This is a genomic window from Streptomyces sindenensis (assembly GCF_014649035.1).
Classification (GTDB): domain Bacteria; phylum Actinomycetota; class Actinomycetes; order Streptomycetales; family Streptomycetaceae; genus Streptomyces; species Streptomyces sindenensis.
On the sequence record NZ_BMSG01000004.1, the window covers coordinates 195,789 to 210,464 of the forward strand.

Sequence of the window (14,676 nt, forward strand, 5' to 3'; positions counted from 1 at the left end):
CGGCCCCGTCGGCCGCACCTGGCGCAGGAAGGCCGCGTGGGCGGGCGTACGCCGGATCTTGCGCCGTCGCATGATCCTCGGCCGAGAAGTCCGCCACCGCGTCGGCCACCACGAACGCCTGGATGTCCCGGCTCCAGGCGTCGCACGCGGTCATCAGCACGCCGATGTGGACGCACCACCACCTTGTCGGCCTTGACGATGCCCAGGAGAGGAAGCCCGCCGCCGGCCGGTCGGCGGCGGGTCGAGATCGGCGTACGTCCACCGGCTGCCCGCCACCGGGTCGACGACCGCGACCCGGTCCGGATGTTCCTCGGCGCGCTGCCGCGGCATCTTGCCGAGGTCCCCCCGCGCCACCGGCCCGCCGCCCGTTACCTCTCGGCGAACTCGGCGGGCCAGGTGGCGGACGCCTTCAGGCGGACGTGCCCGACCCGCCGCCCCGGAACGCGCCGAGGATCTCCTCGGCGGCCAGCGTCGCCGTCAACGTCCCCTCCCGGACCCGCTGTTCGAGCTCCGGTGCGAGCTCGCGCACCGCCGGGTGGCCGTACAGGCTGTCCAGCAGCTCGTCCCGGACCATGGCCCAGGTCCAGTCCACCTGCTGGTCACGGCGCTTGGCCGCCAGCCGCCCGGTGGACTCCAGGACCGTACGGTGCTGCTCCAGGCGGTCCCACAGCGTGTCGAGCCCGGTCGACTCGCGCGCGCTGCACGTGAGCACCGGGGGAGTCCAGGCCGCGTCCGCCGGATGCATCAGCCGCAGCGCGCCCGCCAGTTCGCGGGCCGCCGAGCGGGCGTCACGTTCGTGCGGGCCGTCGGCCTTGTTCACCGCGATGGCGTCGGCCAGCTCCAGGACGCCCTTCTTGATGCCCTGCAACTGGTCGCCGGTACGGGCCAGGGTCAGCAGGAGAAACGTGTCGACCATGTTGGCCACCGCCGTCTCCGACTGCCCGACGCCCACCGTCTCCACCAGCACCACGTCGTACCCCGCCGCCTCCATCACCACGATGGACTCCCGGGTCGCCTTGGCCACCCCGCCCAGCGTGCCCGCCGTGGGGGAGGGGCGGACGAAGGCGGCCGGGTCCACCGCGAGCCGCTCCATCCGGGTCTTGTCGCCCAGGATGGAACCGCCGGTACGGCTGGAGGACGGGTCGACCGCCAGCACCGCCACCCGGTGGCCGAGCCCGGTGAGCATCGTGCCGAGCGCGTCGATGAACGTGGACTTGCCCACGCCCGGCACCCCGCTGATCCCGATCCGCCGGGCCGCCCCCGCGTGCGGCAGCAGTCGGCTCAGCAACTGCTGTGCCAGCACCCGGTGTTCGGCCTTCGTCGACTCGACGAGCGTGATCGCGCGCGCCACGAACGCCCGCTTCCCGTCGAGCACTCCCTGCACATAAGCGTCGATGTCGATCTTCGCAGCCATCCGGTCAGCGGCTCACAGCTCGTGGCCGAGCGCGGCGCCGAGCCGCGTCACCAGGTCGTGGGCCGCGTCCGGGATCACCGTCCCCGGCGGGAAGACCGAGGCGGCGCCCGCCTCGTGCAGGGCCTCGATGTCCTGCGGCGGAATGACACCGCCCACCACGATCATGATGTCCTCGCGGCCCTCGGCGGCCAGCTCCTCGCGCAGCGCGGGCACCAGCGTCAGATGACCCGCCGCCAGCGAGGAGACGCCCACGATGTGCACGTCGGCCTCGACGGCCTGCCGCGCCACCTCGCCCGGCGTCTGGAACAGCGGGCCGACGTCCACGTCGAAGCCCAGGTCGGCGAAGGCCGTGGCGATCACCTTCTGGCCCCGGTCGTGGCCGTCCTGGCCCATCTTGGCGACCAGGATGCGCGGCCGGCGGCCCTCCGCCTCCTCGAACGCGTCGACCAGCGCACGGGTCCGGTCCACGGAAGGGGACTCTCCTGCCTCTTTGCGGTACACACCGGAGATCGTACGGATCTGCCCCGCGTGCCTGCCGTACACCTTCTCCAGCGCGTCCGAGATCTCCCCGACCGTGGCCATCGCGCGCGCCGCGTCGACCGCCAGCGCCAGCAGGTTGCCCTCCAGGCCCGGGCCCGGGTCGCGCTCGGCGGCCGCCGTCAGCGCCCGCAGCGCCTCCTGGCACCTCGCCTCGTCGCGCTCCTCGCGCAGCCGGCGCAGCTTCTCGATCTGCTGGGTGCGCACCGAGGAGTTGTCGACCTTGAGCACGTCGATCTGCTCGTCGGTCTCCACCCGGTACTTGTTCACGCCGATCACCGGCTGCCGCCCGGAGTCGATCCGCGCCTGCGTGCGCGCCGCGGCTTCCTCCACGCGGAGCTTCGGGATGCCCGCGTCGATGGCCTTCGCCATCCCGCCGGCGGCCTCGACCTCCTCGATGTGCTGCCAGGCCCGGTCCGCGAGGTCCCGCGTCAGCTTCTCCACGTACGCGCTGCCGCCCCACGGGTCGATGACCCGGCAGGTGCCCGACTCCTGCTGGAGCAGGAGCTGGGTGTTGCGGGCGATCCGCGCCGAGAAGTCGGTGGGCAGCGCCAGCGCCTCGTCCAGCGCGTTGGTGTGCAGCGACTGGGTGTGGCCCTGCGTCGCGGCCATCGCCTCCACACACGTACGCGTCACGTTGTTGAACACGTCCTGCGCGGTGAGCGACCAGCCCGAGGTCTGCGAATGCGTGCGCAGGGAAAGCGACTTGGGGTTCTTCGGGTCGAACTGCTTGACCAGGCGCGCCCACAGGAGCCGGGCCGCCCGCAGCTTGGCGACCTCCATGAAGAAGTTCATCCCGATCGCCCAGAAGAACGACAGACGCGGCGCGAACGCGTCGACGTCCAGGCCCGCTTCCTGCCCGGCGCGCAGATACTCCACACCGTCGGCGAGCGTGTACGCCAGCTCCAGATCGGCCGTCGCCCCGGCCTCCTGGATGTGATAGCCGGAGATCGAGATGGAGTTGTAGCGCGGCATCTTCTGCGAGGTGAACGCGAAGATGTCGGAGATGATCCGCATCGAGGGCGACGGCGGATAGATATAGGTGTTGCGGACCATGAACTCCTTCAGAATGTCGTTCTGAATGGTCCCGGCCAACTTCTCGGGCGGTACGCCCTGCTCCTCGGCGGCCACGATGTACAGCGCCAGTACGGGAAGCACCGCGCCGTTCATCGTCATCGACACGGACATCCGGTCCAGCGGAATACCGTCGAACAACTGGCGCATGTCGTAGATCGAGTCGATGGCCACACCGGCCATACCGACGTCACCGGTCACGCGCGGGTGGTCGCTGTCGTAGCCGCGGTGGGTCGGCAGGTCGAAGGCGACCGACAGACCCTTCTGCCCGGCCGCGAGGTTGCGCCGGTAGAAGGCGTTGGACTCCTCGGCCGTGGAGAAACCGGCGTACTGCCGGATCGTCCAGGGCTGGTTGACGTACATCGTCGGGTAGGGGCCGCGCAGATACGGGGCGATGCCCGGGTAGCTGTGCAGCGCGTCTAGGCCCTCCAGGTCCTCACCGGTGTAGAGCGGCTTGACCGTGATCCCCTCGGGCGTCTCCCAGAGCGGGGCCTCGGCGCCGTCGGCCGCCTTGGTCACCGCCGCCTGCCACTCCCCGGCCGAAACGGCGGAAGCGGGCGAGCCGGCGGACGCGGGAGGCGTGAGCGGCACGTCGGAGAAGTCGGGAACGGAGGAGTTACGGTCCGTGGGCGAGGTCGGCATCACGCCACTCCCATGCGATCGAGAACGGAGGTGAGAACGGCGACCGCGTCGCAGCCCGCGAAGACATAGGCGTCGACATCGGCGTACTCGCCGGGGCGCCCCGCCAGGAACACCCGCGAGGCGCCGGCCGACTTCAGCGCCCCGGCCACCTGCTCCGCCTGCTCGGCGTAGAGCGCGTCCGACGAGCAGAGCACCGCGACCGACGCCCCGGAGGCGGCCAGCGCACCGGCGGCCGTGTCCGCGTCCACCGAGACCGGATCGTGCACCGCCTCGATGCCACCCGCCCCGAAGAGGTTGACGGCGAAGGAGACCCGGGCCGTGTGCGCGGCGGCCGGGCCGAGCGCCGCGACGAACACCTTCGGGCGGCTTCCCGTCGCCGCGAGGTGCGCGTCCGACCGGGCGCGCAGCGCCTCGAACGCCTCGTCCCGCCGGACCCGGGGCAGACCGCCCGGAGCACCGGCGTACGCGTCGGGGGCGGGCTCGCGCTCCACCGGGCGCTCACCGGGCATCGGGAACTCGCTGACCCCGGTGATCGGCTCCTTGCGACGCGCCAGCTTCGCGCTCCGCGCCGCCCAGGTGGCGGCCAGCCGCTCCGCGACCATTCCCGAGCGCAGGGCGGCGGGCAGGCCACCCGCCCGCTCGATCTCCTGGAAGAAGGCCCAGGCGGCCACGGCCAGTTCGTCGGTGAGCCGCTCCACGTACCAGGAGCCGCCCGCCGGGTCGATGACCCGCGCCAGATGCGACTCCTCCATCAGGATCGTCGAGGTGTTACGGGCGATCCGGCGCGCGAACACGTCCGGCAGGCCCAGCGCGTGATCGAACGGCAGCACGGTCACGGAGTCCGCGCCGCCCACCCCCGCGCCCAGCGTGGCGAGCGTGGTGCGCAGCATGTTCACCCAGGGGTCGCGGCGCGTCATCATCACCGGCGAGGTGACGGCGTGCTGCCGCTGCGCCCCGGCGGCGGGAGCGCCCGAGGCCTCGGCGACCCGCGCCCACAGTCGGCGCGCCGCGCGCAGCTTGGCGATGGTCAGGAACTGGTCGGCGGTGGCCGCGTACCGGAACTCCAGCTGCCCGCAGGCCGCCTCCACGCTCATCCCGGCAGCGGTCAGGGCCCGCAGACAGGCGACGCCGGTGGCCAGGGAGAGCCCCAGCTCCTCGCCGGCCGAACCGCCCGCCTCGTGGTACGGCAACCCGTCCACGGAGATCGCCCGCAGCCCCGGGTACTCCGCGTCGCACCGCTGTGCCCAGCGCACGGCGGGGGCGAAGTCCGCCTCCACGCCCGTCCGGGCCTCATGGCCGAGCGGGTCGGCGCCCAGCGTGCCGCGCGCCTCGCTCCCGGCGACGCCGCGCTCCTCGTACAGGCGCAGCAACTCCGTGGCGGCGGCGTCCAGGTCGGCCGGGGCGTCGAGCGCGAGGGGCGCGAGATCGAGGTACACACCCTCCAGCGCCCGCGCGAGCCCGTCGACGGGGACGCCCGCCGGGCCGCCCACCGTGAGCCAGAGTGAGGTGACCCCGTTCTCCAGATCGCCGAGCAGTGCCTCGTTGAGCCGGGCCGGGTCGGTGAGGGCATGGCGCTGGCGCACGTCCCAGCCGCCCGCCGCGTTCCCCTCGGGCCTGCTGCCCCGGGTGAAGGGGGCGAAGCCGGGGAAGCCGGTGGCCGGCGACTCGTCGCTCGCGGTGTAGAGGGGGCGGGTGGTGAGCCCGTCCTCCAGTGTGGTGGACAGCGCTTCCTCGGCGGCCGAGCCCGCGACTTCCTTGCCCGACTTGCGCAGTACGCCTTCGACGAGGCTCTGCCACTGGTCATGGGAAGGGTCGGGGAACGCGGCGGTTGGAGAGAGCCCGTCAGCAGGCTGGACCGTCATGCTCAGATGCTAGGCCAGTGCGCCGAAGGAGCAGCAGGGGCACGTGCTGTGACCTTGCCCTCTCAGGCATGTACTTGATCCTTTACATACGGTCGCGTAACCGGATCGGCAGACGGACGAGGGCAACACGGCGATTCTCGACATCGGATGAATCAGGGCATTGATGCATATTATGTGCGAAGTTTCCTGATTTCTTATGCCATCCCTGGAATGCCGTATCCACCCCGGTGCCCCCGCGGCCGCCGGGACACGGAGAGGACGCGACCGTGGCCGTCGGACCTGTGGAACACCTCGTCATCGCCTTCCCCGGCAGCCGCTTCTCCGGGACGGTCGCCCCCGCTCTCGCCGAAGCCGTGTCGTCCGGCGCCGTACGCGCCGGTGACCTGGCTTTCGTCCGGCGGACCGGGAGCGGCGCACCGGCCCCCGTGGACCTGCGGGAACTGGACCCCGAGGGGGTGATTCCCGCCGATACGGCCGAGGGCGGGGCGGCGGCGGTGCTGAGCGCGGAGGACCTCGACCGGCTCGACCGGGGCGTACCGGCGGGCGATGTCGTCGCCCTCGTCGTCCGGGAGGACCTGTGGACCACGGAACTCGCCAGGACGGCCCGCGAGGCGGGTGGCGCGTTCGTGGCGCACGAACGCCTCGGGACCCGCGCGGCGGAGACGGACGAGGCCGCGGGCGACGACATCATCGACCGGCTGGAGCGGCTCACCGGACTGTGGAAGCGCGAGATCCTCACGGACGCCGAGTTCGTGGAACAGAAGACCAGGCTTCTGTCCGACTGACGCACACGGCGTTGATCCTGGTCATGGGGAATTCCTGGAATTCATCGGGGAAAGAGGCAGTGCATCGTGCAGACCGCCCGGACCGTTCCGGCCGCCACCGTCGTCAATCTGCGCGACCTGGGAGGCATCGCCCTCGGGCGTGACCGCCGGGTGCGGCAGGGCGTCCTGTTCCGCTCGGGGCAACTGAGCGAACTCGACCCGGCACGCGACCGCGCGGTGGCCGCGCTCGGCATCCGCACCGTCGTGGACCTGCGCACCGCCGACGAGCGCCAGTGGGCCCCGGACCGGCTGCCGGACCGGGCCCGGCTCTTCGTCGCCGACGTGCTGGGCGACCACCCGGGCGTGGCGCCCGCCCGGCTGCGCTCCCTGCTCGCCGACCCGGTCGAGGCCGAGCGGACCCTCGGGGGCGGCCGGGCCGAGGAGCTCTTCGCCGAGACCTACCGCAAGGCGGTCCTCTCGCCGGGAGCCGCGGCCGCCCACCGGGCCTTCCTGGAGACGGCGGCCGACCCCGCCGCCCGCCCTCTGCTCTTCCACTGCACGGCGGGCAAGGACCGTACCGGCTGGGCGGCGGCCGTCCTGCTCATGATCCTGGGAGCGCCCCGTGCGACGGTGCGCGCCGACTTCCTCGCGGTCAACCCCGCCCTGCGGGCCGCCTTCGCCCCGCAGGTGACGAAGTTCCTGGACGGCGGCGGCGACCCCGCCGTCGCCGCGGCGATCATCGAGGTCCGCCCGCGCTATCTCGACGTGGCGTTCGACGCCATGGACGAGCGGTGGGGCGGCCTCGACGGCTACGTCCGCAACGGCCTGCGCGTGCCCGACGCCGTCATGGACCGGCTGCGTGAAGGGCTGGTGATCCGCGGCTGAGGCGGACGACCGAGGCGTCGCCACGGGTGAGGGGGCCGGTCCGGCCGAGAATCCCTCGGCCGGACCGGCCCCCTCACCCGATGGTGCAACGGTGGTGCGAAGGCTCTGTCAGAGGCGTACGAGGCGCTCCGTCAGGTCGCGGTAGTGCTGAAGGGCGATCCGCAGTTCCTCCGTGTCCGCCCCCGAGTCCGCACCGCTCCCGTCCTTTCCGGACCGCAGGCGCCGCCCGCGTTCCGCCAGGGCTGTGCCGAGGTCGGCGACGACCTCCTCGAAGGTGGCGTCGGCGTCCCGCACCGCCCGGTGCGGGTCCTCCACGAACCCGGTCACCGCCTGCTGGATCCGGGCGGCGAAGGCATCCCGCTCCGCGGGGGCGAACAGCGGCCTCCCGGGATGCGGACCGCCCTCGCCCGGGGCGGATGCGACCGGATGAGGCGCGACCGGATGAGGCGCGACCGGGTCAGGCGCGACCGGGTCAGGCGCGACCGGGGCCGTCTCCTTGCCCGTGACCGTCCTCGGGGCCGGGGCGGGCGCGCCCGGGCGGCGGAAGGGGGTACCCGTGTCGATGGGGCCGGCGCCCTCCGGCAGCCGGGAGGCGGCGGGCGGGCTCGTCCTGTCGTCCGGTGTCCGCGTCATGATGTGCCACGTCCCTTCACCAGATGCCGGTTGCCGTGCTCACGCCCCGTTCCGCCGCCGGCGAGCAGGGCGTCGAAGAGCTTGCGGGCCTCGATGAGGGCCTCACGCATCTCCTCGGTGCCCGCGTCGCCGCGTCGCGCGCCGTGCACCCGGCGGTAGCCGTCGACGTGCGCGGCGTGGTGGACGGAGATCGCGTCCGTACGGTCCTCGAAGTCGTCGCCGTCCGGGAAGCCGCGCTCGCGCGACAGCTCGGCCAGCAGCCCGTCGGCCTCGGCGAGCGAGCGCTCCGGCGACTCGACGAACAGTTCCTGGGCGCCCGCCCAGCGGGCGGCGTAGCGCGCACGGGCCTCCTCGGTCAGCGGGCGCTCCTCGATCGCCCCGTGGCGCTTCACCCGGTCACCGAGCTCCCGCTCGGCCGCCTCGGTGTCGCCGCCGTGCCGGGCGACCACCCGGTCGTACTCCGGCCCGAAGCGGCCGCGCAGCCCCCGGCCGCCGGTGAGACGCCCACGGAGCAGGAAGAACGCGGCGATGGCCGCCACGGCGACCACGGCGATGATGATGATCGCTGTCGTCACGGCTACCGCCCCCAACGTTCATCGGCCGGTACGTAGCTCTGCTGTCGCACAGTGGTCAACCCCTTTCGGTCCGGGCCCGACGGCAATCGCCGGACGGTGTGCAGGAGTTCGTGTACCCCCCGATCCCCGTTCGAGGCGGCCCACCGTGAGGAAGACGCCGCGCGGTGCCGGATAATCGTCCTATGGAACGGGGCAACTCACGACGGCGGAGCGGGCGCACCCCACGCCGTGCCGACGTGGTGATCCGCCGGGCCGTGGCGCGCGACGCCGACCGGCTGACCCGGCTGGTCCGCACGTCACGCGCCTACGAGGGCCCGTACGCCCCGATGGTCGCGGGCTACCGGGTCGGACCCGACTACATCGAGGCGCACCGGGTCTTCGTCGCCGTGGACGACACAACGGGCCAGATCCTCGGCTTCTACGCGCTGCTCCTCGACCCGCCCGAACTGGACCTGATGTTCGTCGCCGACGCCGCGCAGGGGCTCGGCATCGGCCGGCTGCTCGCCGCCCATCTGTGCGAGGAGGCCCGGAGCGCCGGGCTGACGGGCGTCCGGATCGTCGCCCACCCGCCCGCCGAGGGCTTCTACCGGAGCATCGGCGCCGAACACGTCGGCACGGTCCGGGCCAATCCGCCGGCGGTGATGTGGGACCGGCCCGAACTCCTGCTCCCGGTTCTGGTCAGCCGCCGTACGGGCGAGTGATCAGCTCCAGCCAATGACCGCCGGGATCGGGGAAATAAACGCCCCGCCCGCCGTCATTGCGGTTGATCTCGCCGGGGTGCTTCTTGTGGGGATCGGCGTAGAACTCGATTCCCCGCGCCTGAATCTTCGCGAACGCGGAGTCGAACTCCGCCTCCGAAATGAGGAAGGCGTAGTGCTGCGGGGTGATCGAAGCGGCGGGAATCGTCGCGAAATCCAGCGTGACGCTGTTCGCGAGAACGACCGGAATGAACGGACCCCACTCCTCGCCGACCGTCAGGTCCAGCAGATCCGCGAAGAATTCGGCGGACTCGCGGTTGTTCCTGCAGTGAACGATGGTGTGGTTCAACTCGACTGACATGGTGGAATGCCTCCAACGGGCATCTCACGGGCTACCTCCACGCCTCACCCGACCGGTGACCGACGCGCGATGCCGTGTGGCGATCTTAGACGCGCCACCCCGCCCGGGTCGAGGGTGTTGGGGGATTGGCCCCGCGCCGCCGGGGCACCTGTAGTCCCGCGTCGAACGTGTGCGCAGACGTCGCGGTCGTGTCGAGATGAGGAGAACACCGATGTCGGAGACCAACGGCAGAGGCCGGGAGGAGACCCAGGAGGAGCGAGCGGACCGGCAGTGGTCCGAACTCCTCCAGGAACTGCGCGTCGCGCAGACCGGGGTGCAGATCCTGTTCGGCTTCCTGCTCGCGGTGGTCTTCCAGTCACGGTTCGAGGACCTGGGGGTCACCGACCGGAACATCTACGTGGTGACGGTGATGGTGGGCTGCGCGACCGCCGCGGCGCTCATCGGCCCCGTCGCGTACCACCGGCTGCTCACCGGCCGCCGGATGAAGCCCGAGACGGTGATCTGGGCCTCGCGGATGACCGTCCTCGGCCTGGTGCTCCTCTTCTGCACCATGTGCTCGGCGCTCCTGCTGATCCTGCGCGTGGCCCTGCACAACGAGACGGCCCTGTGGCTGGTCGGCGGGATGGCCCTGTGGTTCCTGGCCTGCTGGTTCGTCTTCCCGCTGTGGGCCATCGCCAAGGGCCGCTCCGGCCCGCGCGAGACCGATACGGACGGCGGGGACGGCAGGGGAGACCGGGGGCGCGAGGCATAGGCTGTCAGGCGGGGCTGCGCACATCCGTGACCGCGAACAGCGCGCCGTCCGGATCGCGCAGTGTGACCTCGGTGCCCTCGAAACCGGTGCGGTCCTCGACGAGGGTGCCGCCGTGCCGCTCGGCCGCCGAGACCGTCTCCGCGAGGTCCGTCACGGGGAACTGGACCTGCCAGTGCGGGCGCACCAGCGGGTCGGCCGCGGCCTCCACGGCCCCGGAGCTGATCCGGGCCAGCGGATGGCCCTCGCACCGCACGATGACCTCCTCGCCCTCGTACGCGACATCGCAGCCCCCGGGCCGCCCGCTCGCCCAGTCGAGTACCTCGCCGTAGAAGATCGCCGCGTCGAAGGCGTTCCGGGTCCGCAGCCGCAGCCAGGAGTGCGCGTGGTCGGCGGGGGCCGGCGGCGAGGTGGAGGGTTCGGTGCGCTCCCACAGGCCGAAGGCCGCCCCGTCCCGGTCCGAGGCCAGCACCCCGCGCCCCTTGCCGAGCGTCAGCGGGCCCACCGCCACGGTCCCGCTGCGCTCGCGGATCCGGGCGGCGGCCACGTTCGCGTCCTCGACCGAGAAGTACGGCGTCCAGGCCACCGCGACCTGGAAGGCCGAGGAGACGGCGAAGAGGCCGGCCACCGGGACCTGACCGCGGTAGGCGACCGAGAAGTCGGACCCGAGCCGCCCGGGGCGGAACGACCAGCCGAGAACCTGGGAGTAGAACCGCTCGGCGGTCTCCCGGTGCCGCGTCATGAGGGTGACCCAGCACGGTGCGGCCGGCCCCGTCAGGGGCGCTGCCGGGGAGGCCGTACGGGGATCGCTTCCGGTCATGGTCCACTGCCTTCGTCGGGGAGCGGCGTCCTGCCCCGCCGCTGCGGTCCAGCAACCAGCCTTGACCGGCCCGCCCGGTCCCGCAACGCGGGCCGCGCGTCGGCCCCGGTCACAGCCCGGCGCGCGGCGGGGCGTTCGTGACGTCGAGGAAGACCTGGTCGGCCTGCGGCCACCGGTCGGCCATCGCCTCCCTGATGCGCATCGAGACCTCCTCGACGCGCTCGCTGTCGATGCCGGGGGCGAGGTCGATGCGGGCGGCCACCAGGACCGAGTCCATGCCGAGGCGCATCGTGAGCAGCTCGGCGACGTTGTCGATCTCGCTCTGGCGCATCAGGAAGCCCACGAGATCGCGGCGCAGCTCCGGATCGACGGCCTCGCCGATCAGCTGGTCGCGGGCGTCCCGTCCGAGCCGGAAGGCCACGTACACGAGGAGCAGCCCGATCCCCAGCGAGGCCGCCGCCTCCCACACCACGCTGCCGGTGGCCAGATGCAGGCCCATGCCCGCCATCGCCAGGGTCACACCGAGCACCGCCGTGCTGTCCTCCGCGATGACGGTGCGCAGCGCCGGGTCCAGCGAGCCGCGCTTCTCGCCGCGCGCCTGGTGCAGCGCCCGCGCGAGGGAGGTGGCCTCGGCGACGAAGGCGACGCCGAGGACGATCAGCCCCGCCGTGTAGCCCTCGGGCGACTCCTGCTCGTCCCGGCGCAGCGCGGAGAGCCCTTGGTAGAACGAGAAACAACCGCCCGTCACGAAGATCCCGACAGCGGCCAGCAGCGCCCAGAAGAAGCGCTCCTTGCCGTATCCGAACGGATGACGGGCGTCGGCGGGACGGCGGCTGAGCCGGAGCGCGGCGAGGAGGAAGACCTCGTTGAGGCTGTCGGCGACCGAGTGGGCGGCCTCCGACAGCAGGGCGGGGGAGCCGGAGGCCAGTCCGCCCACGGTCTTGGCCGCCGCGATCACGAGGTTGGCCGCGAGCGCGACCAGGACCGTCAGACGCGTACGTCGGTCGGCGGCCGCGCCGGCCATCACAACCTCCTGGACCTCCTGGACAGAGGGGGCCGACGTGACGCCCCCGGGGGACGGGCGGGTCAGCCGCGGGGCTGCTCCTCGTCGGGCGGCAGCGGGCCGTTGCCGTGGTCCTTGAGCTCGTACGGCGACAGGGCGTGGCCGTCCTCGGGGAAGCGGTCGGAGGAATGCGGGTCGGTCTGCTCGATGTGCGTACGCCGCTCGGGCTTCGGCGGCTGCTCATGGGGCTGGGGCGGCGGCGGCTCGGCGTCGTGCTTGCGCTTGCTGAGGAGGAAGCCGCCGATCAGCAGAGCCACGACGGCCAGCGCCACGACGCCCAGGAAGACCCCGAGGGCCCCTGTCCCGTCCGCGAGCGTGACCTCGGCGGGCGCATCGACCGCATTGACTGCCTTCAGAACATCCATGTCATTCGCATACCCCGGGAGAGGGGCATCAGTCAGCTATTCACAGCAATTCATGTTTTATGGGTATCTCAGGGGAAACGCGTTTCAAGACCGCGAGCCAGGACAGCCCTCCTGCCCGCCCTCAGGAAGTTCAGACCCTCCGGAAGGAACCACGGTGAACAGCACCCCCGAACAGAGCGGCGAGGACCATCCGGCGGGCCGGGAGGTGGTGGTCTCGCTCAGCCGCTGCGACACGGAGGACGCCCGGACCGTGTTCGACGTGCTCGCCGCCGGTTTCGCCTCCGACCACCCGATGGGGGAGACCCCCGAGGAGGCCTCCGGCCCCCGCCCGACCGTCTGGGTCACCACCGTCGACGTGTCCGAGCCGAAGGCCGACGCCACCCCCGCCCACCTCACCGCACCGGTCACGGTGGACGCCCAGGGCGGCTACTGGGCTGTCGACCGGCTGCGCACCCACCTCACCGGGGCGTTCGCGGTGAGCGTCGTCGGCACGGCCGCCGGGGACCAGGAGCAGGAGGTCCGGCTGCGGCTCCAGAGCCGCTGACCGGCCGGACGACGCCCCCCGGAACTCTTCCGGCGGACAACCGGAAACGCACACCCCCGGCGAACGACCGGACACCGACCGCGGCGGGACCAGCCCCGCGGCGAAGCGAAAGGCGCGCGCATGGATTCCCTCGCTCTCGGAGCGGACCTCGAACCGGAACCGGTCGTCGACGAACACTCACCCGTGACCCTGTTCGTCAACGGCGAGGAGACGACGCTGACCGTCGACCACCGCGCCACGGTCCTGGAGACGCTCCGCGAGAGCTTCGGCCTCACCGGAGCCAAGAAGGGCTGCGACCACGGCCAGTGCGGAGCCTGCACGGTCCTCGTCGACGGGAGGCGGGTCAACAGCTGCCTGCTGCTCGCCGTCACCCAGGACGGCGCCACGATCACCACGGTGGAAGGGCTCGCCGACGGCGAGAGCCTGCACCCGGTGCAGCGGGCGTTCGTCGAGCGGGACGCCCTCCAGTGCGGCTTCTGCACGCCGGGCCAGATCTGCTCCGCCGTGGGCATGCTCCGGGAGGCCGCCGACGGGCACCCCTCACACGTCACCGAGCCGGATGACACGAGTGGGCCGGTCGCGCTCGACGCCGACGAGATCCGGGAACGCATGAGCGGCAACCTGTGCCGGTGCGGGGCCTACCCCCGGATCGTCGAAGCCATCGAGGACGTGATCGAGTGAAACCGTTCGGCTATGCGCGCCCCGCCTCCACCGACGAGGCCGTCCGGCTCTGCGCGGCCGGTCCCGGCGCCCGCTTCCTGGGCGGCGGCACCAATCTGGTGGACCTGATGAAGCTCGGCGTGGAGACGCCCCGGTTCCTCGTCGACGTCTCGGGCCTGCCCCTGCACCGGGTGACCCGGACGGCGGAAGGCGGCCTGAGCATCGGCGCCACCGTGCGCAACAGCGACCTCGCCGCCCACCCGGACGTGACGGAGGACTACCCGGCCCTGTCCCAGGCGCTGCTGGCCGGGGCCTCCGGCCAGCTCCGCAACGCGGCCACCACCGGCGGCAACCTGCTCCAGCGCACCCGGTGCCGCTACTTCCAGGACGTCTCCAAGCCCTGCAACAAACGGCTCCCCGGCTCCGGCTGCCCCGCGCGCGAGGGAACCCATCGGGATCTGGCGATCCTCGGGCACTCCCCGGAGTGCGTGGCCACCAACCCCTCCGACATGGCCGTGGCGCTCGCCGCGCTGGACGCGACCGTGCGCCTCATCGGGCCCGAGGGCGAGCGGGCCGTGCCGCTCACCGAATTCCACCGCCTGCCGGGCGAGAACCCCGACCAGGACACCGTGATCAGGCCCGGCGAACTGATCACCGAGGTGGTGCTCCCGCCGCCGGTGCCCGGGGCGGCCTCCCGCTACCGCAAGGCCCGCGACCGGGCGAGCTTCGCCTTCGCGCTGGTCTCCGTCGCCGCGACGCTCCGGGTGGCGGCGGGCCGCGTGGAACACGCCACGCTCGCGTTCGGCGGTGTCGCCCACCGGCCGTGGCGGGCCCGCAGGGCCGAGGCCGAACTGCGCGGCGCCCCGGCCACCCCCGCCGCCTTCCAGCACGCCCTGATCGCCGAACTGGCCGAGGCGCGGCCGCTGCGCGACAACGCGTTCAAGGTGGATCTCGCCCGCCGCCTCGCCCTGGACGTACTCGGCGAACTCACCGAGCGGCAGCCGAGCAGGGCCGGCTGATCCCGGGTCCCG

General features: G+C 72.6%; 16 protein-coding genes and 2 pseudogenes. 7 read left to right on the forward strand and 11 right to left on the reverse strand.

The features are described 5' to 3' along the window. Positions 1 to 61: 61 nt before the first annotated feature. From IE145_RS07645 to IE145_RS07660, 5 genes and pseudogenes are all read right to left on the reverse strand, one after another. Positions 62 to 169 (reverse strand): annotated as a pseudogene (locus tag IE145_RS07645) (isochorismatase family protein); the annotation flags it as partial. Between the two features lies 1 nt (position 170). After that, a pseudogene (locus IE145_RS33345) lies at positions 171 to 413 on the reverse strand (AMP-binding protein); the annotation flags it as partial. After that, entirely contained in the window at positions 410 to 1,414 is a 1,005-nt protein-coding gene (gene meaB, locus IE145_RS07650; RefSeq protein WP_189520118.1) for a methylmalonyl Co-A mutase-associated GTPase MeaB, read from the reverse strand. The pseudogene IE145_RS33345 and the gene meaB, both read right to left, overlap by 4 nt. A gap of 12 nt (positions 1,415 to 1,426) precedes the next feature. Next, positions 1,427 to 3,667, reverse strand: a complete 2,241-nt coding sequence (gene scpA, locus IE145_RS07655; protein ID WP_189520119.1) for a methylmalonyl-CoA mutase — start codon at positions 3,665 to 3,667, stop codon at positions 1,427 to 1,429. Continuing rightward, entirely contained in the window at positions 3,667 to 5,529 is a 1,863-nt protein-coding gene (locus IE145_RS07660) for a methylmalonyl-CoA mutase family protein (RefSeq protein ID WP_189520120.1), read from the reverse strand. The genes scpA and IE145_RS07660 overlap by 1 nt, the downstream gene beginning before the upstream one ends. Positions 5,530 to 5,795: 266 nt before the next feature. Here IE145_RS07660 and IE145_RS07665 point away from each other — a divergent pair, with 266 nt between their 5' ends. Both IE145_RS07665 and IE145_RS07670 read left to right on the forward strand, forming a co-directional pair. Continuing rightward, positions 5,796 to 6,314 carry a DUF6325 family protein gene (locus IE145_RS07665; protein WP_189520121.1) on the forward strand — a complete coding sequence of 173 codons (519 nt, stop codon included), beginning with the start codon at positions 5,796 to 5,798 and terminating at the stop codon, positions 6,312 to 6,314. A 66-nt stretch (positions 6,315 to 6,380) separates the two neighbouring features. Further along, entirely contained in the window at positions 6,381 to 7,178 is a 798-nt protein-coding gene (locus IE145_RS07670) for a tyrosine-protein phosphatase (RefSeq protein ID WP_189520122.1), read from the forward strand. Between the two features lie 108 nt (positions 7,179 to 7,286). On the opposite strand, the gene IE145_RS07675 is transcribed toward IE145_RS07670, so the two are convergent. Both IE145_RS07675 and IE145_RS07680 read right to left on the reverse strand, forming a co-directional pair. Beyond that, positions 7,287 to 7,811 (reverse strand): hypothetical protein, encoded by a 525-nt coding sequence (locus tag IE145_RS07675; RefSeq protein ID WP_189520123.1) that lies wholly within the window; start codon positions 7,809 to 7,811, stop codon positions 7,287 to 7,289. Continuing rightward, positions 7,808 to 8,386: a hypothetical protein gene (locus IE145_RS07680; RefSeq protein WP_189520124.1), complete on the reverse strand. Its 579-nt coding sequence runs from the start codon at positions 8,384 to 8,386 to the stop codon at positions 7,808 to 7,810. The genes IE145_RS07675 and IE145_RS07680 overlap by 4 nt, the downstream gene beginning before the upstream one ends. A 182-nt stretch (positions 8,387 to 8,568) precedes the next feature. Between IE145_RS07680 and IE145_RS07685 the strand changes: the two genes are divergently transcribed. After that, positions 8,569 to 9,087, forward strand: a complete 519-nt coding sequence (locus IE145_RS07685) for a GNAT family N-acetyltransferase (RefSeq protein ID WP_189520125.1) — start codon at positions 8,569 to 8,571, stop codon at positions 9,085 to 9,087. Here IE145_RS07685 and IE145_RS07690 read toward each other — a convergent pair. After that, positions 9,065 to 9,445 (reverse strand): VOC family protein, encoded by a 381-nt coding sequence (locus IE145_RS07690; RefSeq protein WP_189520126.1) that lies wholly within the window; start codon positions 9,443 to 9,445, stop codon positions 9,065 to 9,067. The genes IE145_RS07685 and IE145_RS07690 overlap by 23 nt on opposite strands. A 211-nt stretch (positions 9,446 to 9,656) precedes the next feature. Between IE145_RS07690 and IE145_RS07695 the strand changes: the two genes are divergently transcribed. Beyond that, positions 9,657 to 10,196, forward strand: a complete 540-nt coding sequence (locus IE145_RS07695) for a DUF6328 family protein (RefSeq protein ID WP_189520127.1) — start codon at positions 9,657 to 9,659, stop codon at positions 10,194 to 10,196. 4 nt (positions 10,197 to 10,200) lie between these two features. On the opposite strand, the gene IE145_RS07700 is transcribed toward IE145_RS07695, so the two are convergent. From IE145_RS07700 to IE145_RS07710, 3 genes are all read right to left on the reverse strand, one after another. Further along, positions 10,201 to 11,013, reverse strand: coding sequence for a VOC family protein (locus tag IE145_RS07700; protein ID WP_189520128.1), 813 nt, complete (start codon positions 11,011 to 11,013; stop codon positions 10,201 to 10,203). 109 nt (positions 11,014 to 11,122) lie between these two features. Continuing rightward, positions 11,123 to 12,037, reverse strand: a complete 915-nt coding sequence (locus tag IE145_RS07705) for a cation diffusion facilitator family transporter (RefSeq protein WP_189520129.1) — start codon at positions 12,035 to 12,037, stop codon at positions 11,123 to 11,125. Between the two features lie 62 nt (positions 12,038 to 12,099). Then, complete coding sequence (locus IE145_RS07710; RefSeq protein WP_069735101.1) at positions 12,100 to 12,441, reverse strand: DUF6479 family protein; 342 nt, start codon at positions 12,439 to 12,441, stop codon at positions 12,100 to 12,102. A 154-nt stretch (positions 12,442 to 12,595) separates the two neighbouring features. Between IE145_RS07710 and IE145_RS07715 the strand changes: the two genes are divergently transcribed. From IE145_RS07715 to IE145_RS07725, 3 genes are all read left to right on the forward strand, one after another. Next, the gene (locus IE145_RS07715) at positions 12,596 to 12,985 is read left to right on the forward strand and encodes a hypothetical protein (RefSeq protein ID WP_189520130.1); all 390 of its coding nucleotides are present in this window, start codon (positions 12,596 to 12,598) and stop codon (positions 12,983 to 12,985) included. A gap of 120 nt (positions 12,986 to 13,105) precedes the next feature. Beyond that, on the forward strand, positions 13,106 to 13,666 hold the full coding sequence (locus tag IE145_RS07720) for a 2Fe-2S iron-sulfur cluster-binding protein (protein WP_189520131.1): 561 nt from the start codon (positions 13,106 to 13,108) through the stop codon (positions 13,664 to 13,666). Then, on the forward strand, positions 13,663 to 14,664 hold the full coding sequence (locus tag IE145_RS07725) for an FAD binding domain-containing protein (RefSeq protein WP_189520132.1): 1,002 nt from the start codon (positions 13,663 to 13,665) through the stop codon (positions 14,662 to 14,664). The genes IE145_RS07720 and IE145_RS07725 overlap by 4 nt, the downstream gene beginning before the upstream one ends. Positions 14,665 to 14,676: the final 12 nt, after the last annotated feature.